We start from the raw sequence: 24,510 nt of genomic DNA, 5'->3' as shown, positions 1-24,510 counted from the left end.
CAATTAGTTATTTTATCGTTACGCCGTAACAAAATAAGACCAATAAAACATCACGCCCCGATTTTCGTAAAAATTTTTCAGAAAATCGGGGCGTGATTTTATGGTTTTATATTGCTTATGAAATTAGATGGCAAGACCACTGAGGTAGAAACCGACTAAAACAATAGCAATAATCACGGTGCCAACATTAAGTTTATGCCAATCACCTTTTACGATGCGACCAAGTACTAATGAGGCAAAGCCAAGCATGATACCTGTTACGATATTACCTGTTAACACGATAAATACCGCACAGATTAGACCGCTCATTGCGCCAACGCCGTCATTAAAATTGATATGGCGTACATTGCCCATCATCAATAAACCTACGTACATTAATGCAGGCGCGGTTGCGTAATTTGGAACGAGTGATGCAAGCGGTTGTAAGAAAAGCATGCAGAGGAAGCCAATTCCAACAACAACCGCAGTTAGACCAGTACGTCCGCCAGCAGCCGTTCCTGCAGCAGATTCGATATAAACTGCAGTAGGTGTTGCCCCTAATGCACCTGCTACGATACTCATAATAGAGTCAGAAGCTAGGGCTTGACCACCACGAATGATGCGATGATGACTATCTACAAGTTTTGCTTCTTCTGCTACTACACGGATAGTCCCTGTTGCATCGAATACCGCGGTCATTACTAATGCAAATACCACAGGTAAAATGGCTGGCTGTAATGCGCCTTTTACGTCCATTTTGAAGAAAAGGGAATCATCGCCAAAGTGTGGAATACGGAAAAAATGACCAGAGAATTTTACATTTGGATCGAAGATCATGCCGATAATGGTAATACCGATAATCACCCAAAGAATACCGCCTTTAATTTTACGATTTTCTAAACCGATAATTGTCACTAAGCCAAGGAGTGACATCCATACGGAGAAAGAAGTAAATTCACCAAATTTGATTGGTAAACCTGCGGTATTAGGTACAACGATACCCACGCCGTTAGAGGCAATTAGCAAAAGGAAAAGTCCAATACCAATCCCTGTTCCTTGGGCGATACTGATAGGCAGGTTTCTTAAAATCCATGCACGGACCCCTGTAATAGAGATACCAGTAAAGATAACCCCCATAACAAAAACAGCACCAAGCGCAACGGGAACGCTAACGTGCTGTCCTATAACAAGACTAAATGCCGTAAAGGCCGTCAGGGAAATGGCGGAACCGACAACCATAGGCGTGTTTGCCCATAAACCCATTAGCAATGAGCCAAGACCTGCGACTAAGCAGCATGCAATAAATGCACTTTCTTCAGGAAAACCTGCAGTGTGGAGCATATGGGGGAGAACGATAATGGAGTAAACCATCGCGAGGAAGGTCGTAAGACCTGCGGTTACCTCTTGGCGGACGGAAGATTTGCGATTCGATAAATCAAAGAACGTATCTAAAGACATTTGTGTACCTAGCTTTCTATTTTATAAAAGTGATACGTCCATATTTTAAAATTAAATGACAAAATAAGCAAATAATTGCGTAAAAATATTTTGAGAATTTTCCCCTTTTTCTTCATAAAAAATTTATACTGTGCGCATCGCAGTTTTTAGCAACAATAACAAGATGAAAAATAAGCATTATTCAATTTATTTAAAAGAAATCTTTAGCCGTAATATGCTGATTTGCGTATTTACAGGCTTTAGTTCAGGTTTACCGCTCTATATTTTAGTGTCATTACTGCCAGTCTGGTTACGAAAAGATGGTGTCGATCTGAAAACAATTGGCTTTTTTACGTTAGTGACGTTGCCTTTTACGTGGAAGTTTTTATGGTCACCATTAATGGATAGATATGTTCCGCCATTTTTGGGACGACGTCGTGGCTGGATGCTGATAACACAAGTCTTGTTATTAGTTTCACTTATGTTGTTTGGATTTATCAATCCAAAGACGGAAATGGGATTATCACTGCTTGCGGGGCTTTCCACTTTAGTTGCTTTTTTCTCAGCGAGTCAGGATATTGTTTTAGATGCTTATCGCCGTGAAATTTTGCCTGATAAAGAATTGGGGCTGGGTAATTCAATTCATGTGAATATGTACCGTGTGGCGGGATTGGTACCTGGGGCATTATCTTTAATCCTTGCTGATCATTATAGTTGGTGTGTCGTCTTCATTATTACGGCTTTATTTATGCTGCCAGGGCTATTTTTAACGTTAGTGTTAAGTTATGAGCCGAATATTCCGCTCAAAAAACATCGCACGCTCCGCGATAATGTTATTGAGCCTTTTAGTGAATTCTTTCGCCGAAAAGGGGCAAAAGCAGCACTGGGTGTGCTTGTTTTTATTTTCCTTTATAAACTTGGCGATAGTATGGCGACGGCATTGATTTCTCCTTTTTATTTAGACATGGGGTTTAGCCCAACGCAAATCGGGATCGTTGTCAAAAATGCTGCGCTTTGGCCCATGATTGTTGCTAGCATCGTAGGTGGCATCATCATGCTGAAAATAGGGATTAATCGTGCATTGTGGTTATTTGGTGTAGTGCAACTTGTCACTATTCTTGGTTTTGCATGGTTAGCGCATTTTGGGCATTTCGACCATGTCGATATGAAAGCACTATTTAGCCTAGCACTTGTAGTATCGGGAGAATATATCGGCGTAGGATTGGGAACTGCTGCTTTTGTTGCCTATATGGCAAGAGAAACCAATCCACTTTATACCGCAACGCAATTAGCATTATTTACAAGTTTTGCAGCATTGCCACGTGCAACTTTTAACAGTCAAGCTGGCGCATTAATTGAATATTTTGGTTATTATCATTATTTTTGGTTTTGTTTCTTTCTCGCCATTCCAGGAATGCTATGTTTATTTTGGGTTGCCCCTTGGAGTAATAAAGATGGAATGAATAGTACACGTCAGGAATTAAAGGAAGAAGATGCAAAAATCATTGCAGAAAGCGAGAAAAAAACGCCCAATGCGTAAAGGATGCGCAGTAAACGGTAGAGATTAAGACGTATTTTCGGTAAACTAGGCAAGTTTTTTTACATAACCAAGAGGTTTTTATGAATATTATTCTTTTAGGCGCACCAGGTGCAGGTAAAGGTACTCAAGCACAATTCATCATGAATCAATATGGTATCCCACAAATTTCGACAGGGGATATGTTACGTGCTGCGATTAAAGCTGGAACTGAACTTGGTAAACAAGCAAAAGAATTAATGGATGCAGGTAAATTAGTACCAGATGATCTTATCATTGCATTAGTTGAAGATCGTGTAAGCCAAGACGATTGCAAACACGGTTTCTTACTTGACGGATTCCCACGTACTATTCCTCAAGCAAATGCATTAAAAGAAGCAGGGATTAAAATTGATTACGTTTTAGAATTTGATGTCCCTGATGAAGTTATTGTTGAACGTATGAGTGGTCGTCGTGTTCACCCAGCATCTGGTCGTTCTTACCACGTTGTTTACAACCCACCAAAAGTGGAAGGTAAAGATGATGTAACTGGTGAAGATTTAGTGATTCGTGCAGATGATAAACCTGAAACTGTATTAGATCGTTTAAAAGTTTACCACGAAACAACTCAACCTTTAGTTGATTACTACCAAGCTGAAGCAAAAGCACACAAAACAAAATATTTCCGCTTAGATGGGACTAAAAAAGTAGATGAAGTAAGCAAAGAATTACGCGAAATTTTAGGGTAATTTTTTACTTATTCGTAAATAAAAAAGAGAGCAGTTAAATGCTCTCTTTTTTTATGAACGGGCATAAAATCACGCCCGCATTTTCAGAAAAATTTATGTATTATTTAGCGTAATAACCACCCATCGCACTATAAATTGCATTTTCGGTTTGAATAAGTTTATTCTTCGCACCGAGTAAAGCTAATTTAGCTGCGTTTTCTGAATTTTTCGCATTTAACCAGTCACGTAATTCTGTTACGCCAACGGTGTAACGATTCTTATAATATCGAGCCATATAAGCCGACGTATTATAAATGCCTTCTTCGTTATTAAATTGTTCTTGGGCTTGTTGGTAAGCAAAGTAGTTCTTATCGATTTCGTTTAGCGCTGTCGTAATACTTTGTTCAAAATTTACTTTCGCTAAGTTGTATGCGGCTTCTGAAATTTTTACGTTCCAACGAACCGTATTCCAGCTAAGGAATGGAAGATTGACTGAAACTAAACCAGAGGCAAATGGGCTATGTAAAGTTGTACCAATACGATCACTGCGTCCACCTAAACTTGCGCCAAGCGTAATGGTTGGGAACCAACTTTTTTGGGTTGCTTTCGCATCTTTAAAGGCACTATTTAATAAATAAAGTTTAGATTTAACATCAGGACGATTTGCGATAACCGAAACAGGGACGTTTAAATTTACGCCAGCAAGTTTAGTGTCTAATAGATTCGGTAATTGAATATTAAGTGGATCGCTTGGTTTTAAATTTAAAAGATTGCGCATCATTGCTTGCACAACTTTTTGTTGGTCTTGTAATTGGCTTAGATTATTTTCTGCCGCTAAAACCGCACGTTCTGTTTGGTTAGTGCTTGCTCCATCTACCACACCTTGTGCTTTTTTATTAAGCATAATGTGGTTGATTTGTTGGTAATCGTGAATGCTTTGTTCGGTGATTGTGATCGCTTCTTGTAAATAGGCAAGTTGATAATAAGTGCCAACCACAGCGTTAACTAAAGAAAGTTTTGCTGATTCTAAATCTTCTATGCTTGCAGAGTGTTGCCATTCAGCGGCAGAAGTTTGATCTGCCATACGTCGCCATAAGTCAAGGGTATAGCCTACATTGATACTGCCGTTGTAAAGTACAGGCGTGGTTGATGGTGGGAACCCGCCATTTGGATTTAATTGAGTATTTTGACCCGTTTTAATATTTTTTTGTGCTGAAGCACCAACGGTACCGCTAAAAGTTGGAACAAGGCTTGCACCGACTAAATTTGCTTTATATAAGGCAACATTTACCGCAATTGCTGCTTTAGCTAAATCTTTGTTATTAGCAAGGGCTTCTGCAACTAATTTATCAAGTTGGGGATCGTGATAAAGTTTCCACCAATCTTGATCTAATTTATATTGATCGGTAATTTTTTGATATGACTCGAAAGTTTTTTCACTTTGTTTATGTGAATCATCAATATTGGCACATCCCACTAAAAAGATAGAGAGTGCAACTGCCGTAGCAAGTTTTGTAGGCTTAAACATATTTATTCCTTATGCTATTCATCGTTATTACTTATGGATTTTTAACGTAAATATCAAAAAATCACATGCAAGATTGCAATGTAATGAACGTTCGTTCACCGCTGTGCAAATTTTACAAGGCAAAATGAGGAAAAGCAACCTCTGCTTTGTATTCTCTTTTTAAAACAGGTAGAATAGCAACACTTTTTTGTCAAATTTTATTGAGGTCAATAATGCACCATTCTGAACAATTAGAAAATACAGAGGCTCGTCCAACAAACTTTATTCGAAATATTATTGATGAAGATCTTGCAAACGGTACTTGTACACAGGTTCATACTCGATTCCCGCCTGAACCAAATGGCTACTTACACATTGGACACGCTAAATCTATTTGTTTGAACTTTGGTATTGCAAAAGATTATAACGGATTATGTAATTTACGTTTTGACGATACCAACCCAACCAAAGAAGAAGTAGAATACGTTGATTCAATTAAACAAGACGTTGAATGGTTAGGGTTTAAATGGGCAGGTCAGCCACATTATGCTTCAGACTATTTTGACGCTTTATATGGATATGCGATTGAATTAATCAAAAAAGGGTTAGCTTATGTTTGTGAGCTTACTCCTGATGAGATGCGTGAATACCGTGGGACTTTGACAGAACCAGGTAAAAATAGCCCGTATCGTGATCGTAGCGTAGAAGAAAACTTAGCCCTTTTTGAAAAAATGAAAAATGGGGAAGTGGAAGAAGGTAAAATGAGCCTTCGTGCGAAAATTGATATGGCATCGCCGTTTATGGTTATGCGTGACCCTGTAATTTATCGCATCAAATTTGCAACTCACCACCAAACTGGCGACAAATGGTGCATCTATCCAATGTACGACTTTACGCACTGTATCTCTGATGCGATTGAGCGTATTACCCATTCTATTTGTACATTAGAATTCCAAGACAACCGTCGTTTATATGACTGGGTGTTAGATCATATTTCTATTGAACGCCCATTACCGCACCAATACGAATTTTCACGTTTAAATTTAGAATACACACTCACTTCTAAACGTAAGTTACTCAAATTAGTAGAAGATAAAATCGTAGATGGTTGGAATGACCCTCGTATGCCAACAATTTCTGGTTTACGTCGTCGTGGTTATACGCCTGCATCATTACGTGAATTCTGTCGCCGCATCGGGGTAACAAAACAAGATAACGTTGTAGAATTTAAAGCGTTAGAAAGTTGTATCCGTGATGATTTAAATGAAAATGCACCACGTGCAATGGCGGTAATTAATCCATTACGTATTGTTATCGAAAACTTTGACGGCGAAGAAGTGCTAACTGCACCAAATCATCCAAATCGTGAAGAAATGGGCACACGCCAATTACCATTTACTCGTGAACTTTTCATTGATAAAGCAGACTTCCGTGAAGAAGCAAACAAACAATATAAACGTCTTGTTTTAGGTAAAGAAGTGCGCTTACGTAATGCTTATGTGATTAAAGCAGAACGTGTTGAAAAAGATGAAAATGGTGAAATCACAACCGTTTACTGTACATACGATCCTGAAACACTAGGTAAAAACCCAGCAGATGGTCGTAAAGTAAAAGGTGTAATTCACTGGGTATCTGCAAAAGATAACGTACCAGCTGAATTCCGTTTATACGATCGTTTATTCACTGTACCAAACCCAGGTGCAGCAGAAAATATGGAAGATGTGTTAAATCCAGAATCTTTAGTGGTAAAACACGGCTTTGTTGAAAAATCACTTGCTAATGCAGAACCAGAAAAAGCGTATCAATTTGAGCGTGAAGGTTACTACTGTGCAGATAGCAAAGATAGTACAGCAGAGCATCCAGTCTTTAACTTAACCGTAAGTTTGAAAGAAAGCTTCTAATATGATGAATTGCCTAGCCTAAAAAGCTAGGCAATTTTTTTTAGCCAAATTTTATTGAGGTAAGCAAAATGGCACGAAAAATTATTCTTGATTGTGATCCAGGTAATGATGATGCGATAAATATTCTTTTAGCATTATCCAGTGATAAATTAAATATACTGGGCATCACGACAGTTTTTGGCAATGTTGATGTAGAGAAAACGACACGTAATGCAAATTTAGTCTGTTCTCTTGTTAATAAGGTCGTTCCACTTTACCAAGGTGCATCAGAACCGCTTGTCTTACCTCGCATTGACGCTGCAGCTGTTCACGGTAAAAGTGGGTTATCGGGCGATCCTGATATAAAACCAATATTGTCTGTAGAACGCCAACATGCGGTTGAATTTATTATTGAAAGTATCTTACGCTATCCGCATGAAGTCACTCTTGTGCCAACCGCCTCTTTGACCAATATTGCGTTAGCGATGAAACTTGCTCCGCAAATTGTCCCTTTGATTAAAGAAATCGTGTTAATGGGAGGAAGTACAACATTCGGTAACCGTACACCTGCGGCTGAGTTTAATATTCTCGCTGATCCTCATGCTGCTGCAGTAGTATTCAGAAGCGCAGCACCCGTTACAATGTTTGGTTTAAACGCAACGCATCAAGTTTTGGCAACCCAACCTATTATTGATAAATTCTATACGCTTCAGACTAAAGTCGGTGATTTTGTTGCAGGGATTTTAGAACACTATAAAGCGTTTTATGAAAAACGATATGGTTTAGCAGGGGGCGCATTGCATGATCCGCTAACCGTTGCTTATCTGCTTGCACCAGAACTTTTTCGTTTTCAACCGATGGTGGTGGAAGTCGATACCTCCGAAACGCATAATATGGGACGAACAACTTGTGATGTGTGGGGATCTTGGCACGATGAGAGTCTGAAAAAAACGAAAGTTGCCGTAGAAGTAAATGCACAAGGTTTTTTTGAATTATTACTCACGCAGTTAAGTAAATTCGCATAAGTTATACTATAATTACAGGATACATTACGATCGTCGCTCATTGGGCGACGATTTGTTTTAAAAGGAAAGATAATGATAAAAACAGATGAATCAATTACGCCTCAATTTTGGGAAAAAAAATCACTTTTAGAAATGAACGAGGCAGAATGGGAAGCTTTGTGCGATGGTTGTGGTAAATGCTGTTACCGTAAATACCTAGATGAAGATGATGAGCTTTACTATACACGTATTGCGTGTAATCTTTTAAACACAAAAACAGGCAAATGCACTAACTATCCAAAGCGTTTCGAATATGAAGATGATTGTACAAAATTAACTAAAGATAATCTCCCTGATTTTACGTGGCTCCCTAAAACTTGTGCTTACCGTTTAATCTACGAGGGCAAACCATTATTTGATTGGCACCCGTTAATCTCAGGAAATTCTAAATCAGTTAAATTAGCAGGAATTGGTATTAAGAACGGGATTCATGAACGGGATGTTATTGATTGGTTCGATTTTATAATCGATGGAGAGTAATTTTTAATATATTTGTTTTTTTAACGATGCCATGTTTTATAAAAAATATGGCTCGTTTTTTTATGGAATTTTTTATTAAAAATAAGTTTATATAAGACACACCTTCCGAGTATTCTAACATCAAATATTCAATTAGTAAAAATTAATAAGATAATAAAGATAAATACCTCTGATGTTGGATAAAATAGTCAGTTATAGGTATTAACTAGATAAAAGTTTTATATTTAGAATGGCACATTAATTATTGATGATGAAGATTTTATAAGTTTATAAAATTTTTTATAAATTTATAAAAATTTTAGTCACCCTCTGTAAAGTTATGGATTGTTATTGGGGAATTTCTGATGAATAAAATTTTTAAAGTTATTTTTAATAAAACGACACAACGATTTGTTGTTGTATCTGAATTAGGCAAAAGCACAAATCGAGATAAATCACAAGTTCTTACAAAAACAACCTCCCTTATTAATAGATCTATCCACAGTATCTTTATGCTTAGCCTAGCTGCTTTAACAGTACAAAATGCAATGGCTGATAGTGTAGCAATTGGAAAAAATGAATATTTTAAAACCACGGCAACAAGCTGGGATAAGGGTGCAGCGCAAGGAAACGCAGTTGCATCAGGAGAAAATTCTGTTGCTGTTGGAAATAACTCAAGCTCTGGCGGAACAGTTTCTGTTGCAGTAGGTAGTCTAGCTAATAGTAGTGGTTACGGTTCAGTTGCGATTGGTAACGTTTCAAACTCTCAAGGGGGATATTCAACTGCACTAGGTGGTGCTGCTCAGGCCGTAGGATTAAATAGTACAGCTTTAGGTAATACGTCATCAGCAGCTGGAAATAATACTGTTGCCGTAGGTTATTCTGCAAACGCTCAATCGGATAATTCTACTGCTATTGGTGAAGGTAGCCAAGCCACAGCTCAAAATAGTAGTGCGTTTGGTAATTCAGCTATAGCGAGTGGCAACAATGCATTAGCGGTTGGTATTGGTGCTCAGGCAACAGCTTTAGATACAACAGTGTTAGGTACGTTAGCCAAAGCAACACAGCAAAATGCAATTGCCATTGGTGCGAATGCTTTGGCACAAGGTGCAGAAAGTATTGCGCAAGGGAATGAAGCACGTGCAATGATGGATCAGAGTATTGCTATTGGTTATAACACAAGTGCAGAATCTAATAATAAACAGGCTTCTCGTGGTATAGCAATTGGTTACAATACACACGCCGAAAATGAAGCTGCCTTAGCGATAGGGAGTTCATCAATGGCGAGTGCAGATTCCTCAACTGCCATTGGTCGAGGGGCAATTGCCGCAGGAAATGCAGCAATCGCCATTGGTAACTATACGAGTAATGAAATCAAACAGTATAGTGATGTTCAAGATGTCCCGCTCACACTACGTACCTTAGCCTCAGGTAATAATTCGCTCGCTTTAGGCTCTTCTGCTCATGCTATGGCAGATGATTCTGTTGCCTTAGGTTCAAACAGTGTTGCCGATCGCACTAAAGGTTTGGAAGGCTATGATGTAAGCCTTCCTTCTAGTAATGGCATAAGCCCAAATACCTCTCCAATTTGGAAAGCTACAGAGGCAGCAATCGCCGTAGGGAATGGCGCAAAAGTTACTCGCCAGATTACAGGGGTAGCTGCTGGTACTAAAGATACGGATGCAGTCAACGTTGCTCAGCTTAAACAAGTAAAATCACAATACGTTGCCGATAACGGATCCATTATTTCTCGTAAACCAAGTGAAGTTCTTTCCCTTACAGGTGGAGCAACAACAGGCGTAGCAGATAGTATTAAAACGACAGGCGATGCGAATGGAACAATTCGTTTCCAAGTATCTAATACGCTTAATGGAATGAATAAGATTACGTTTGGTATGCCTAATCAAGCTAACTCAAATGACACGGTTTCTATTAGTACTAATGGTATTAGTGCTGGTAATAAAGTGATTTCTAATGTCGCAAGTGGTGGCACAACGACAACGAATGCTGCAAATATTGGTGATATTGATAAAGCTATAAATCCTATTAAGAAACAAGTAGGAGAAAATCAGCAAAATATTCTTGATAATAAAAATAATATCAAATCGAATAAAAGTAGTATTAATACCATTAATGAAAAATTAAATAATGGTCTAAGTTTTGTTGCAGATAATCATGTTGCTGTTAGTAAAAAATTAGGTCAAACCTTAGAACTTAGTGGTGGTGCAAATCAAAATAATTTAACTAATAATAATATCGGTGTAAATGTTGAAAATGGAAAAATTAATATTCAACTTGCAAAAGATATTAAAGGATTAAATTCTATTATTGCAGGTAGTACAAAAATAGATACTCATGGTGTAGTTATTACGAATGGTCCATCTATAACGACAGCGGGAATTGATGCGGGTAATCAAGTGATCTCCAATGTTGAAAGTGGAGGTAATACTGATACTAATGCTGCAAATATTGGTGACGTGAAGAAATTTATTCACCCAATTCAAATAGAAGCAGATCAAAATAAATTAGATATTTTAGATAATCTAGATAAAATCTATCACAATGTTAATCTTATTTCTGATAATACCAATAAAATCACAAGCAACCAGAAAGCAATTAATAATGTTGAAACAACTGTCAATAAAGGAATAAGTTTTAGCGCAGATAGCGGTAATGTTAATAAAAAACTAGGTGGTACTTTACATCTTACTGGTGGTGCAAATAAATCAAAATTAACTACCGATAATATTGGCGTGAATATTGATAATCAAGGTAATGTTCATATCCAATTAGCTAAAGATTTAACAGGGTTAGATTCTATTCAAATTAAGAACGGTCCGTCTATTACAACATCAGGTATTAATGCAGGTAATAAAGTTATTTCTAACGTGGCAAGTGGTGGCAAAACGGCAACGAATGCTGCAAATATTGGTGATGTACAAAATGCAGTAAAACCAATTAAAACTGAGCTAACCCAGAATAAAAAGGATATTGCAAGCAATCTTCAAAATATTGATACCAATAAAGAAAAGATCGCTGAAAATGCTAAGAATATTCAAGGTAATACATCAAAAATCACTACCAATGAAAATTCAATTAATACCATTAATACAACCTTAGAAAAAGGAATCAGTTTTAGTGGTGATACTGGACATGTCAATAAAAAATTAGGTGAAACCTTAGAATTTATTGGTGGAGCAAAACAAACAGATTTAACCAAAGGTAATATTGGGGTAAATGTTGAAAACGGTAAAATAGATATTCAACTTGCTAAAGATCTTAAAGGATTGGATTCTGTTACCGTCGGTAATACTAAAATTAATAATCAAGGCATCTCTATCACTGGTGGTCCATCTATTACAACATCAGGCATTAATGCAGGTGCCAAAGTTATTTCTAACGTGGCAAGTGGTGGCACAACTACAACGAATGCTGCAAATATTGGTGATGTACAAAATGCAGTAAAACCAATTAAAACTGAGCTAGCCCAGAATAAAAAGGATATTGCAAGCAATCTTCAAAATATTGATACCAATAAAGAAAAGATCGCTGAAAATACTAAGAATATTCAAGGTAATACATCAAAAATCACTACCAATGAAAATTCAATTAATACCATTAATACAACCTTAGAAAAAGGGATCAGTTTTAGTGGTGATACTGGACATGTTAATAAAAAATTAGGTGAAACCTTAGAATTTATTGGTGGAGCAAAACAAACAGATTTAACCAAAGGTAATATTGGGGTAAATGTTGAAAACGGTAAAATAGATATTCAACTTGCTAAAGATCTTAAAGGATTGGATTCTGTTACCGTCGGTAATACTAAAATTAATAATCAAGGCATCTCTATCACTGGTGGTCCATCTATTACAACATCAGGCATTAATGCAGGTGCCAAAGTTATTTCTAACGTGGCAAGTGGCGGTGATGTTGGCACTAATGCAGCGAATATTAGTGATGTCAAAAGATTTATCGCTCCTGTTCAATCTGAAGTTAATACCAATAAATTAAATATTAAAAATAACTCGAATAAAATTGATGAAAATGCAACGAAGATTGCGAATAATGTTTCATCAATTAATACGATTAATTCTACCCTTGATAAAGGGCTAACTTTCATTGGTGATAGTGGTAAAGTTAATGAAAAATTAGGTGATACATTACATTTTACTGGCGGAGCGAATAAATCAAAATTAACTACTGATAATATTGGCGTGAATATTGATAAACAAGGTAATGTTAATATTCAATTAGCTAAAGATCTTAAAGGATTGGATTCTGTTGCTGTTGGTAATACTACGATCAATACACAAGGTATTACTATCACTGGCGGTCCATCTATTACTACATCAGGCATTAATGCAGATAATAAAGTTATTTCTAACGTGGCAAGTGGTGGCAAAACGGCAACGAATGCTGCAAATATTGGTGATGTGCAAAATGCAGTAAATCCAATTAAGGAAGATGTTCAAGTTAATACGAACGAAATTACAGATCTTAAAAATAACACCATTCAATTGGGGGGAAATAATAACTCTACCACGGATAAACAAAAACTTTCCCAAGCGAATGGCATAAAATTTGATATTTTAGGAACCGATGGTATTAATACGCAAGCAACTGCGAATAAAGTTACGTTAAGTCTTGATAAAGCAACGGTGCGTGGCTTAGCTCAAGAGGCGATAAAAGTCGTTGATGGTCAACACACTACAGTAACTGAAAAAACAGTGGGGAATACAAAACAGTACGCAGTTAATGTTAAAACAGATGGTTCGATTACTACTGGAAATAAGGGTATCGTAACAGGTGGTGTAGTCAAAGCAGCACTTGATGATCAAGTATTGGGTTATTCTGCAAATAAAGATGCAAAAGCGACAAGCCCACAAAAAACCGTGAAGTTGAGTGAAGGGTTAGATTTCAATAATGGTCAAAATACTACTGTTACGGTTGGGAATAACGGTCAGGTTACCTACAATATTAAATCTGATTTAACAAATATCCATTCTATCGCAAATCAAGGAACTAAAATTGCATTAGGTGACAACGGCGTGACCATGAGTAATGGTCGTGGTGCTGATGTGCAATTACACGGTATCCAAGCAGGAACGAACGCAACAGATGCGGCCAATGTTGGGCAATTAACAAAAGTCGCAGGTAATACGGATGAGATTAGTGTTGAAACTTCAACTAATACGACAGGCGGTAAAACCTATACGCTTAGCCTAGCTCCACAGTTAAAAAATGAAATTGCCCAAAATAAAGCAGAAGCTAGCAAGCATAGTTCTATTGTTGCAGAAAACGATAGCCTAACTGTGACACATGCGACAACAAATACCGCTGGCGGAACAGAATATAAAGTAGCTGTTAATCTTGGTACAGTTAGTGATAGTAATCAAACCCAAGCGGTTAGTGGAAGTGCAGTTAAAACTTATGTTGATGCGAAACAATTTGGCCTAACTGCTGGCGATGGACAACATATTTCTAAAGCACTAGATGACACTATTGTCGTTAAAGGTGCAAATAATCAATCTAATATTGTCACAAAAATTGAAAATGGTGCTTTAACGATTGGTTTAACCCAAGCCGCTCAAAATAAACTTCAACAAGCTGAGATTAACAAAACTGCCATTGCTAAAATTGGCAATATTGTTGGCATGGACGGAATTATTGTTTCTGGAAATCCAAATGTTAAAAATGGTACGGTTACATTAAAACTAGATAATGCAGTCGTACAAGCAGAGGCGAAAAAAGCGATTAAAGTTGTTAGCGGTAATCATACTTCTGTCACTGAGACTACAGATGGAACAGCAACACATTATGCAGTGAATGTCGTTACCAACGGTGAAGTGAAAGAAGGAAATACGGGTATTGTCACTGGTGGTGTCGTTAAAACAGCGCTTGATGATCAAGTATTGGGTTATTCTGCAAATAAAGATGCAAAAGCGACAAGCCCACAAAAAACTGTGAAGTTGAGTGAGGGGTTAGATTTCAAAAACGGTCAAAATACTACTGTTACTGTAGGGGATAACGGTCAAGTTACCTACGATATTAACTCAAGATTAACAGATATCCATTCTATCGCGAATCAAGGAGCTGAAATTGCATTAGATAATAATGGCGTGACCATGAGTAATGGTCATGGTGCTGACGTGCAATTACACGGTATCCAATCAGGAACGAACTCAACCGATGCGGCTAATGTAGGACAATTAACGCAAGTGACAGGGACCAATGGCGAGATTAAAGTGACGGGTACAAAAAATGCCGCAGGTGGCAAAACTTATACCGTTAATATTGATCCAAGCCTTAAACAGCAAATTAATGATAATACCGCACAAGCAGCTAAACATAGTGAAGTGATTTCGCCTGATCATACGATTAGTGTTACTCAAAATGCAGAAACGGCAGCTGGCGGAAAAATTTACCAAGTTGAAGTCAATAAGGGCAATATTGCTGTTAATGCAACAACCGGGGTAATTACACAACCTACTGATGCTGACAGTAATAAATTTGTGGATGCAAAATCATTGAGTGCTGCTTTAAGCCATATGGGCTTTGTAGTGAAATCGGGTAGTGATAAAGTCAATGAAGGTCAGATCATTCATTCTGGAAATGAAATCACTTTTACCGCAGGCGATAATATGCAAGTGATCCGTAATGGTAGTACCTTTACCTTTGCGACCAGTAAAACGCCAACTTTCAATAGTATAACAGTGGGCAATTCTACGAATAATCCTATTATTATCAATCAAAATGGTATTAATGCTGGTGACAAAGTCATTTCCCACGTGAAAAGTGGTGGAACAATTGCAGATAATGCTGCCAACATTGGTGATGTACAAAGTGCGGTAAATCCAATCAAAGAGGCAACGCAAGTTAATCATCAAAATATCACCAAATTACAGAATAATACCCTTCAAATTGGTGCAGGAAATAACACGGTAACGGATACTCAAAAACTCTCTAAAGCAGGCGGATTGAAGTTTGATATTGTCGGTGAAGATGGCGTAAATACCACAGCGACTGGCAATGAAATTAAAGTGAGCTTGGATAAAGACAGTGTTCGTCATCTTGCTCAAGAAGCGGTAAAAGTAATTGATGGTACCCATACTACGGTTACAACTGGAAAAGCTGGCAATGCGACGACTTACCAAATCAATGTGAAAACTGACGGTAAAGTCGTAAATGGTAACGAGGGTATCGTTACTGGTGGTGCGGTTAAAACTGCCCTTGATAATCAAGTAATCGGTTATTCTGCAAATAAAAAAGCGGACGCAACGCAGGCTCAGCAAACGATAAAACTTAGCCAAGGACTTGATTTTATTAATGGTACCAATACAACGGCTAAAGTTGAGGCGGGTGGAAAAGTAACATATAACGTTAACGCCAATTTAACAGGTATGTCTTCCATCGCAGGAAATGGTTCAAAAATTATTTTCAATAAAGATGGAATTACGTTAGGTAATTCAGCTCATCAAGCACCAATTGTACTACACGGCGTAAAAGCAGGTGAGCAAAATACCGATGCTGCTAATGTTGGACAATTAACTAAAGTAAAAGGGACAACAGGACAACTGGATGTTGGCATTTCTGGCACAACGGCGACAGGAAAAACCTATACAATTAGCCTTGATCCTGCTGTAACGCAACATATCCAAACGAATACGATTGAGGCGAAAAAACACAGTTCTGTTGTGGCTGAAGGTAATGGACTCACTGTCACCAATACCACTGAAAATTCAGTAGGAGGTACGGAATACAAAGTAGCATTAAAACTAGGTGATGTAGCCTCTACAAATACAACCCAAGCTGTAAGCGGTAGCGCTGTTAAAACCTATGTTGATGCACAAGAATTTGGGCTAACGGCAGGAGATAACAATACATTATCTCATCATTTAGGTAATGCAATTTCTGTAAAAGGTGCAGATAATCAGGCAAATATTGTGACGAAAATTGAAAACGGTGCCTTGACTATCGGTTTAACAAAAGCAGCCCAAGATAAACTTCAACAAGCTGATACCAATAAAAATGCCATTGCAAATATTGGCGATATCGTAGGGGATAACGGTATTACAGTTACAGGAAATGCCAATGTTAAAAATGGCGCAGTAACCTTAAAACTGAATGATAATGTCGTTCGTGGATTAGCTAAAGAAGCCGTGAAGGTGACTCATGGTAAAAATACGACGGTGACAGCTTCAACAGTGGGTGATGCGACAAACTATGCGGTAAATGTAATTACAGATGGGCAGGTTAAAGCAGGCAATAATGGTATTGTTACAGGGAATACTGTCCATGCTGCGCTTATGCCAATGGCAAAAGATATCGCTGGAAATAAAACACAAATTCAACAAAATGCTCACACCATTAATCAAGGATTACAATTTGGTGCAGACAGTGCTACGGCAACAGGGGCAAATCCTGTTACTAATAAATTGGGTTCACAAATTGATATTAAAGGTGATGGCAAAAACATTCACACTACCGTTGCTCAAACCATCAGTAACGGCAAAACAGACACAATAATTTCCGTTAATTTAGCAAAAAATTTAACCGATTTAAGTGGCGTGCATATTGCGAATGGTCCATCAATGACAACCGCAGGGATTAATGCGGGGGATAAACAGATTACGCATGTAGCAAGTGGCTTACAAGGGCAATCTATTGATAAGGCAACAGGTAGTACATTACAAAATGCGGCTAATATTGGCGATATTCAAACCGCAATTAAACCGATTGAGCAAGATGTTGCGACAAACAAACAAGATATTACGACCAATAAAACTACAATTGTGCGTAATACGCAACGTATTGACACAGTTCAATCTACTTTAAACAAAGGTCTTTCATTCAGTGCAGATAGCGGTAATGTAAATAAACGATTGGGCGATACCTTACATTTTGCGGGTGGAGCGGATAAAGCTAAGTTGACTGATCATAATATTGGCGTAAATGTTGAAAATGGCGTGATTCAAATTCAACTTGCTAAAAATTTAACGGGATTAGATTCAGTTACAGTGGGTAATACCAAATTAGACAATACTGGCATCACTATCACTGGCGGTCCATCAATAACAAGTACAGGTATTAATGCAGGTGATAAACAAATTACCAATGTTGCAAGTGGATTAGGTCATCAAACCCTAGATGATGCAGATTCTGCAACATTAATGCATGCAGCTAATATTGGTGACTTGAAAAATGCGATTATGCCAGTAAAAGAAGCAGTAAATGTAAACAAAACGAGCATTACTGCTCTAGGTAATAATACGATTGTGTTGGGTGGCGATAAAAATTCTCGCACTGAACAACAACATCTTAATAAGCAACATGGTTTGCAATTTAATATTGTTGGCAATGATGACATTGTGACCACAGCGAGCGGTGATCAAGTTGCAGTTCAGCTAAGCTCAGCAACAAAAGCGAAAATTGATCATGCTGCCGATAATGATTTGAGCAACCTCACATCAAAAGCGGATAAAGTGATTACAGGTTTAGGGACTATTGTAAAAACGGATGGTATTGCGTCTGTTTCAGAAACCCAAAATGCGCAAACTGGACAAGCAACTTATACGGTAACTGTACAGGCGAATGGACACGTAGCGGCAGGTGATCAAAATGCCGTGAGCGGTGATACAGTACATAAAGCATTGGTAGCGGGCAATGCGGCATTAACCGACAAAGGATTTAGCTTAGCGGGTGATGCAGGTAATACGGTACATAAAAATCTTGGTGAAACGATCAAACTTGCGGGCGATACTAATATCACCACTACGGGAGTTAACCAAGCAGGCGAAGTTAAAATTACATTAAATAAAGCATTAAAAAATCTGAATTCCGTGCAGGCTGGCAATACGACATTAAATAATGATGGTGTAACTATTGCCAATGGACCCGCTATGACAAGTACAGGCATTAATGCGGGTAATAAACAAATTACTAATGTCGCAAGTGGCTTATCGAATGGTCAAACCTTAGAAAATGCTACACAAACGACATTACAGCATGCAGCGAATCTTGGCGATCTTAAAACAGCGATAACCCCAATTCAACAAGCGGTTACGCATAATCAAACATCAATCGCAACCAATAAAACTACGATCGATAATGTGCAGACCCAAGTTAATAAAGGATTGAATTTTGTTGGTGATAACCATAATGCTCAAAATACGGCGACAACAATTAATGAAGCTTTAGGCGGAACATTAAGTATTGTTGGTGGTGCAGATAAATCTCAACTTACAGATAATAATATTGGTGTAAATGTTGAAAATGGCAAAATTCGAGTTCAATTAGCACAAAATCTTACGCACTTAACGGGAGTACATATCCTTAATGGTCCAGCCATGACAACCGCAGGAATTAATGCGGCTAATAAGCAAATTACTGATGTTGCAAGTGGTTTAGGTCAGGGACAAACCTTAGAAAATGCGGATCAAGCAACGTTGCGTCATGCTGCAAATATTGCTGATCTTAAACAAGCGGTCACAACGGTTAAAACGGATATGAGCAATCAAACACTTGCTTATTCTGCAAATAACACTGCTGCAAAACCACAAAAAACAGTTAAGTTAAGCGAGGGACTGAATTTCTTCAATGGTAGTAATACCACAGTAACTGTTGCTGATAACGGTAAAGTCACTTACAACCTAAATTCTGCATTAACAAATATCCAATCTGTATCAGGTGAAAATGCACAGATAGCATTAGGGAAAAATGGTATTACTGTTGGCGATAAAGCGCATGCTCCAGTTGCAATCCATGGCGTGAAAGCAGGTCAAGCACAGACCGATGCAACCAATGTGGGTCAATTAACTAAAGTTGAAGGACAAAGTAAAGAAGTTATTGTGAAAGGTACTGCTAATGCAACAGGAGGTACTACTTACCACGTAAGTTTAGCACCGAATGTGACACAAGCAATCGCAGATAATAAGGCTGAAGCTGCCAAACACAGTGAAGTTATTTCAGAAAATCATTCACTTAACATCACTGCGGATAAAACCACAGCAACAGGCGGTAAAATTTATAATGTTGAAGTTGCAACTACGAATTTAAATGTGGCGAATGGCAAAGTTGTTATGCCAAGTCATCAAGCCGAAAATAACGTAGATGCTGCCGCATCGAATAAATTTGTGACGGCTGGCAATATGGCAAATGTATTAAATAACATTGGCTTTACCCTTCAAGCACAAGGAAAAAATGGCTCGCTTATCAAAGCGGGTAGTCAAGTTAATTTAGCGAATACCGATGGCAATATTCATATTGAAAAAACAGCGACCAATGGCGATGTAACCTTTAATTTAAATAAATCTTTAAATCTTGATGCTCAAAATCAAGGTAGTGTGAGTGGTTTACAAAATCATCTTGTGGCGACTACCGATGCTAAAGCGGTCAGTCCAACGATCTCTACTCAAATCGAACATCAGGCTGCTACTGTGGGTGATGTTTTGCATGCTGGCTGGAATATTGCTCAAGGAACAGTAAATAAAGGTGTGATTAACCCATATAATACTGTAAGTTTTGCAAATGGAAATGCTACAACTGCGACTGTAAGTACCGAAAAAAATGGTCAAGTTTCCGTAAAATATGGCGTAAATGTTGATGACAACACCATTAAAATTAAAGATGGAAAACTAGAAGCGATTATTCCGAAAAATACGGCAATCATGGATTTACAAGTTGGGGCGGATAATACGCAAAATTCAGCAACACAGAAAGTCGCACCGATTACGCTTGATCAAAAAAATCATGCAATTAGTATTTTGGGTACTGATAATGAAGTGACAACTCAAGTAGTCGGTAATAATGTCAAAGTAGCGCTTGCTTCAAAAGTGAAAAATGAACTAGCGAAAGGCTTATTACATACAACGGTTTCTAAAGGTAATAACATCACTATTACCCCAACTAAAGCGACGGCAACACAAGGTGCAAATTATCAAGTTAGTTTGAACGCTGATTTGAATGGTATTGCCTCTATTCGCAATGGAGATACGGCAACAGGAACGCAAATTACACTAGATGCTCACAGCAAGAATGTGAATGTCCATGATGCTCATATTAGCCAAATCCAATCAGCGATAGCAGATCAATCTGGACAAAACTATCTAGACAAATTGCATGCTGCACAAAATCAAGCAACTACGGCACAAGATGCTGTAAATGTAACGGATTTAGCAAATACAGCCACGGCGCTTAATAATACGATTGCCAACAAAGTCACAAATCTTGAAATGCAATATCAAGGCGACAATACGCAAGTCACGATTAAGCGTAAACCTAGTGAAATCTTAACATTGAATGGCGGTGCAACGAGTGGTCTAGATGACAGTATTCAAACTGTTGGTAACGCAAATGGCTCCATTACTTTTAAAGTATCCAAAACGCTTAATGGAATGAGTAACATTACCTTTGAAAAACCAGCAGATAGTCAAAGCAATTCACCAGCGGTATCTATTGGTAAAAATGGTATTAGTGCGGGCAATCAACAAATCAAACATGTATTAAGTGGTGGCGATATTGACACCAATGCTGCAAATATTGGCGATGTGAAAAAAGCGATTGCACCTGTGCAACAACAAGTCACTCAAAATAAAGCGAGTATTGAGCTTAATACCAACGCATTAAACAAAATGGGAACAGTTGAAATCGCAGGTGATGGTGGTTTAGAAATTACTAGTGCAAATAAAAACCTTAAAGATGGTAACGTCACTATTAGCCTCAATAGTATCAGTGTTGCGAATCACTTAATGGACTCTGCAGCGGCTAAAAATGCGTTACAAGCAGGTCTTGGTGATGGCGAAAATAAAGCAGGCGATAAAGGGCTTATCAATGGTAATACATTACATGATGCACTTGGTAATCTTTCTGATGGCATCAAAGCACAAGGTTTAAACTTCGTTGGTGATAATTATCAAGCAGCAGATACCAATACTCAAATACACAAACCTTTAGGTAGCACCCTTACAATTGTTGGTGGCGCTTCTAAAGGTGCGTTGACGGAAAATAATATTGGTGTAAATGTTGAAAACGGCGAAATGAAAGTGCAATTGGCGAAAGAATTGAAAGGATTACTTTCTGTCCAAGCCGGAAGTACTGTTCTTAATGATAATGGCGTAACCATAAAAAATGGACCATCAATCACCAAACAAGGTATTGATGCAGCTTATCATATCGTGCGCAATGTGTCTGCGGGTAACATTAGTGATAACTCAAATGATGCGATTAATGGTAGTCAATTTAAAAAATTAGGTAACTTACTAGGATTAACCACCAATGCGGCTAAAACAGGATTTAATTTACCGCACTTCCATTCTTTAAAAGATATTATGGGAGCAAACACCGTTGCACCGACTTCTTTTACTGGCGCAATTGATAACCTAACGGATGTAGTGAATAAAGGATTTATCTTTGAAGGTAACAGTAGCCATGTCGGAAAACATGGAAATCAGCAATATCTTGGTTCAACCTTGCATATTGTAGGTTCTACTGTGCCAATCCAAGATGATAGTGATTATTCATCACAAAACTTGACGACTGTATATGTCAAAGATGCGCAAGGTAACGGTAAAATTATTATTAAAATGGATGATAAACCGACCTTTAAAGCCGTAACATTGACAAATGGTGCAGGTGCAACTGTCGTTAGCCCTGATGGTTTAACCATTGAAGATCAAGCTGGAAAAAGCCATATTTCGCTTACTCAGCAAGGTCTAAATAATGGTGGGCATGTTATTTCAAATGTCCATGCAGGCAAAAATGTGACAGATGCGGTTAATGTTGGACAACTTGATCATGCTAAAGCAGATTTAACTAACAGTGGATTACAATTTGGTGCAGATAAAGCGAGTACCGCAACGGGTTCAAATCCTGTTACGAATAAACTTGGTAGCCGAGTCGATATCAAAGGAGATGATCAAAACATTTCTACAACCGTATCGCAAAATGCACAAACGGGTGATACCACGATTAAAGTAAAACTTGCGCCGAAGATTAGCGTGGATAGTGTTCATGCAAAAGACAATATTCAAATTGGTGACAACGTCACAATTAATCGCAATGGTCTAACCATCAAAAATGGTCCGTCCTTAACAACAGATGGATTAAACAATGATAATAAACAAATCATTAACGTGGCGAGTGGATTAGGCGATACGAAGTTAAGTGATGCTAAAGGTAGCATGCTCACGAATGCCGTGAACGTAGGCGATTTAAAACAAGCCGTTAAAGATATGGATACGCATATTTCTGACCAAGTGAATAAAGTAGGTTTGAAATATAAAGCTAATGACGGCAAAACGCATCATCTCAACTTGAATAATGACGTATTAACTTTTAAAGACGGTAAAAATACGAAAGCGTCAATTAATGCTAATGGTGAGGTGAGCTACGATGTAGCACCTGATTTAACAGGTATCAAAACAATCAGTGGCGGTCCAAATGGTGCGAAAATTAGTTTAAGCCAAAATGATAAAACGATCAGTATCCATGGCGGAAAATTAACAGATGTTGCCAAAGGACGGGTTACGAAAGATTCAACAGATGCTGTAAACGGCGGTCAATTGTTTGATACGAATCAGAAAGTTGCTGAAAATACTGCAAACATTCAAAGTAACACGACAATGTTAAAACATGGTCTAAATCTTGTTGGCAATAGTGGATCAGGCAACCAACAATTAGGTTCTACACTAAAAATTGAAGGTAGTGCTAAAGATGAAAACGCAACTTACAGTTCCGACAACATCACAACCACCTATCAACAAGATGATCACGGTAATGGCGTTGTGAAAGTTGAAATGAAAGACAATCCAACCTTTAAATCAGTGGATGTTGCAGGAAATAACGGTGAAGAAGGCACGCACATCTCAAGTAAAGGCGTAACCGTTAAATCGGCAGACGGTAAAGATCAAGTATCTGTTACGGCAAAAGGCTTGAATAATGGTGGCAACGTGATCTCGAATGTTGCAGACGGCAAAGCGCCGACAGATGCTGTAAATCGTCGTCAACTGGATAAAGTGGAAAAAGATGTTGATATCTTGAGAAAAGGCATCGTAGGTAACGTAGGCAGGGAAATTTCTGATATGCAACAACGTATCAGTAAAAATAGAAAAGAAGCGAATGCAGGTAGCGCTGCCGCTATCGCAGCCGCCAACTTACCGCAACCATTCTTAGCTGGTCGTAGTATGGTGAGTGCAGCTGTAGGAAGCTATCGCAATCAACAAGCGATTTCTGTTGGGTTATCTCGTATTTCAGATAATGGAAAATGGATTATTAAAAGTTCACTTTCCGAAGATACGCAACATAATTTTGGTGTTGGTGCTGGTTTTGGTTATCAATGGTAATTAAAAACTAAATAAAATTAAAATAATCACGCCCCAATTTTCATAATTTTTTTTGAAAATTGGGGCGTTTTTTTATTTTTAAAAAGAAAATAATAGGGAATTGATACAATATTTTTGTGACTTTAAGAAAGTAATAAAACAAAAACTAGTGATAAATAAAAAAGTATTTGAGCAAGATATATTATGAATATTAAAAATTATCCATACCACCTTAGAGTAAAAATTAATATATTTTATAAAGGAGTATTTAGAAAGTATCTTTTTTAAAATAATGGATTTTGTAATAATATTGTTAATATTCAGTTAAATTAATAACTTATAGTATAAAATTAAATATAAATTTCAATATATTTTACCTATCAATATCATAGCTATAATTTTTTATAATGTTTTTTATTAATTAAATTTTTGCTAGGGAGCCTTATGAAATAAGGCTCCCTATTATATACATATGTATATAATTCTTTTGGATTAAGATGATTTAAATTAATTTTATCATATTGTTTAATAAAATTAATGATGTATCTTTGCAACTGATCAACAGTTTAGCATTAACACATGATTGATACCCCGACTTATTTAACTTTTAAGTGTTAGGT

At 37.6% G+C, this 24,510-nt stretch carries 8 protein-coding genes; 6 read left to right on the top strand and 2 right to left on the bottom strand.

Features of this window, described 5'->3' with window-relative positions; genetic code table 11:
- Positions 1-123: 123 nt before the first annotated feature.
- Positions 124-1,437 carry an NCS2 family permease gene (locus EL259_RS08485; protein ID WP_126600752.1) on the bottom strand — a complete coding sequence of 438 codons (1,314 nt, stop codon included), beginning with the start codon at positions 1,435-1,437 and terminating at the stop codon, positions 124-126.
- 163 nt (positions 1,438-1,600) lie between these two features.
- On the opposite strand from EL259_RS08485, the gene EL259_RS08480 reads away from it, so the two are divergent.
- On the top strand, positions 1,601-2,956 hold the full coding sequence (locus EL259_RS08480; RefSeq protein WP_126600750.1) for an AmpG family muropeptide MFS transporter: 1,356 nt from the start codon (positions 1,601-1,603) through the stop codon (positions 2,954-2,956).
- Between the two features lie 80 nt (positions 2,957-3,036).
- On the top strand, positions 3,037-3,681 hold the full coding sequence (gene adk / locus EL259_RS08475) for an adenylate kinase (protein WP_126600748.1): 645 nt from the start codon (positions 3,037-3,039) through the stop codon (positions 3,679-3,681).
- A 100-nt stretch (positions 3,682-3,781) separates the two neighbouring features.
- Here adk and tdeA read toward each other — a convergent pair whose 3' ends face one another.
- Positions 3,782-5,188: a toxin/drug exporter TdeA gene (tdeA, locus tag EL259_RS08470; RefSeq protein WP_126600746.1), complete on the bottom strand. Its 1,407-nt coding sequence runs from the start codon at positions 5,186-5,188 to the stop codon at positions 3,782-3,784.
- Positions 5,189-5,400: 212 nt separating this feature from the next.
- Here tdeA and glnS point away from each other — a divergent pair, with 212 nt between their 5' ends.
- The 4 genes from glnS to EL259_RS08450 all read left to right on the top strand — a co-directional run bounded on the left by glnS (position 5,401) and on the right by EL259_RS08450 (position 23,911).
- Complete coding sequence (gene glnS, locus EL259_RS08465) at positions 5,401-7,068, top strand: glutamine--tRNA ligase (protein WP_126600744.1); 1,668 nt, start codon at positions 5,401-5,403, stop codon at positions 7,066-7,068.
- A 68-nt stretch (positions 7,069-7,136) separates the two neighbouring features.
- The gene (locus tag EL259_RS08460) at positions 7,137-8,072 is read left to right on the top strand and encodes a nucleoside hydrolase (protein WP_126600742.1); all 936 of its coding nucleotides are present in this window, start codon (positions 7,137-7,139) and stop codon (positions 8,070-8,072) included.
- 72 nt (positions 8,073-8,144) lie between these two features.
- Entirely contained in the window at positions 8,145-8,591 is a 447-nt protein-coding gene (locus tag EL259_RS08455) for a YcgN family cysteine cluster protein (protein WP_126600740.1), read from the top strand.
- Between the two features lie 344 nt (positions 8,592-8,935).
- Complete coding sequence (locus EL259_RS08450; RefSeq protein ID WP_126600738.1) at positions 8,936-23,911, top strand: YadA-like family protein; 14,976 nt, start codon at positions 8,936-8,938, stop codon at positions 23,909-23,911.
- Positions 23,912-24,510 lie beyond the last annotated feature (599 nt).

Source organism: Actinobacillus delphinicola (assembly GCF_900638385.1).
GTDB classification, from domain to species: Bacteria; Pseudomonadota; Gammaproteobacteria; order Enterobacterales; family Pasteurellaceae; genus Actinobacillus_C; species Actinobacillus_C delphinicola.
Note: the sequence above shows the minus strand (reverse complement) of the source record. Positions and strands in the feature narration are given on the sequence as shown.

Coding starts and splice junctions, on each gene's coding strand:
- EL259_RS08480 (WP_126600750.1), top strand. CDS start 1,601: ATGAAAAATAAGCATTATTCAATTTATTTAAAAGAAATCTTTAGCCGT.
- tdeA (WP_126600746.1), bottom strand. CDS start 5,188: ATGTTTAAGCCTACAAAACTTGCTACGGCAGTTGCACTCTCTATCTTT.
- EL259_RS08485 (WP_126600752.1), bottom strand. CDS start 1,437: ATGTCTTTAGATACGTTCTTTGATTTATCGAATCGCAAATCTTCCGTC.
- EL259_RS08460 (WP_126600742.1), top strand. CDS start 7,137: ATGGCACGAAAAATTATTCTTGATTGTGATCCAGGTAATGATGATGCG.
- adk (WP_126600748.1), top strand. CDS start 3,037: ATGAATATTATTCTTTTAGGCGCACCAGGTGCAGGTAAAGGTACTCAA.
- EL259_RS08450 (WP_126600738.1), top strand. CDS start 8,936: ATGAATAAAATTTTTAAAGTTATTTTTAATAAAACGACACAACGATTT.
- glnS (WP_126600744.1), top strand. CDS start 5,401: ATGCACCATTCTGAACAATTAGAAAATACAGAGGCTCGTCCAACAAAC.
- EL259_RS08455 (WP_126600740.1), top strand. CDS start 8,145: ATGATAAAAACAGATGAATCAATTACGCCTCAATTTTGGGAAAAAAAA.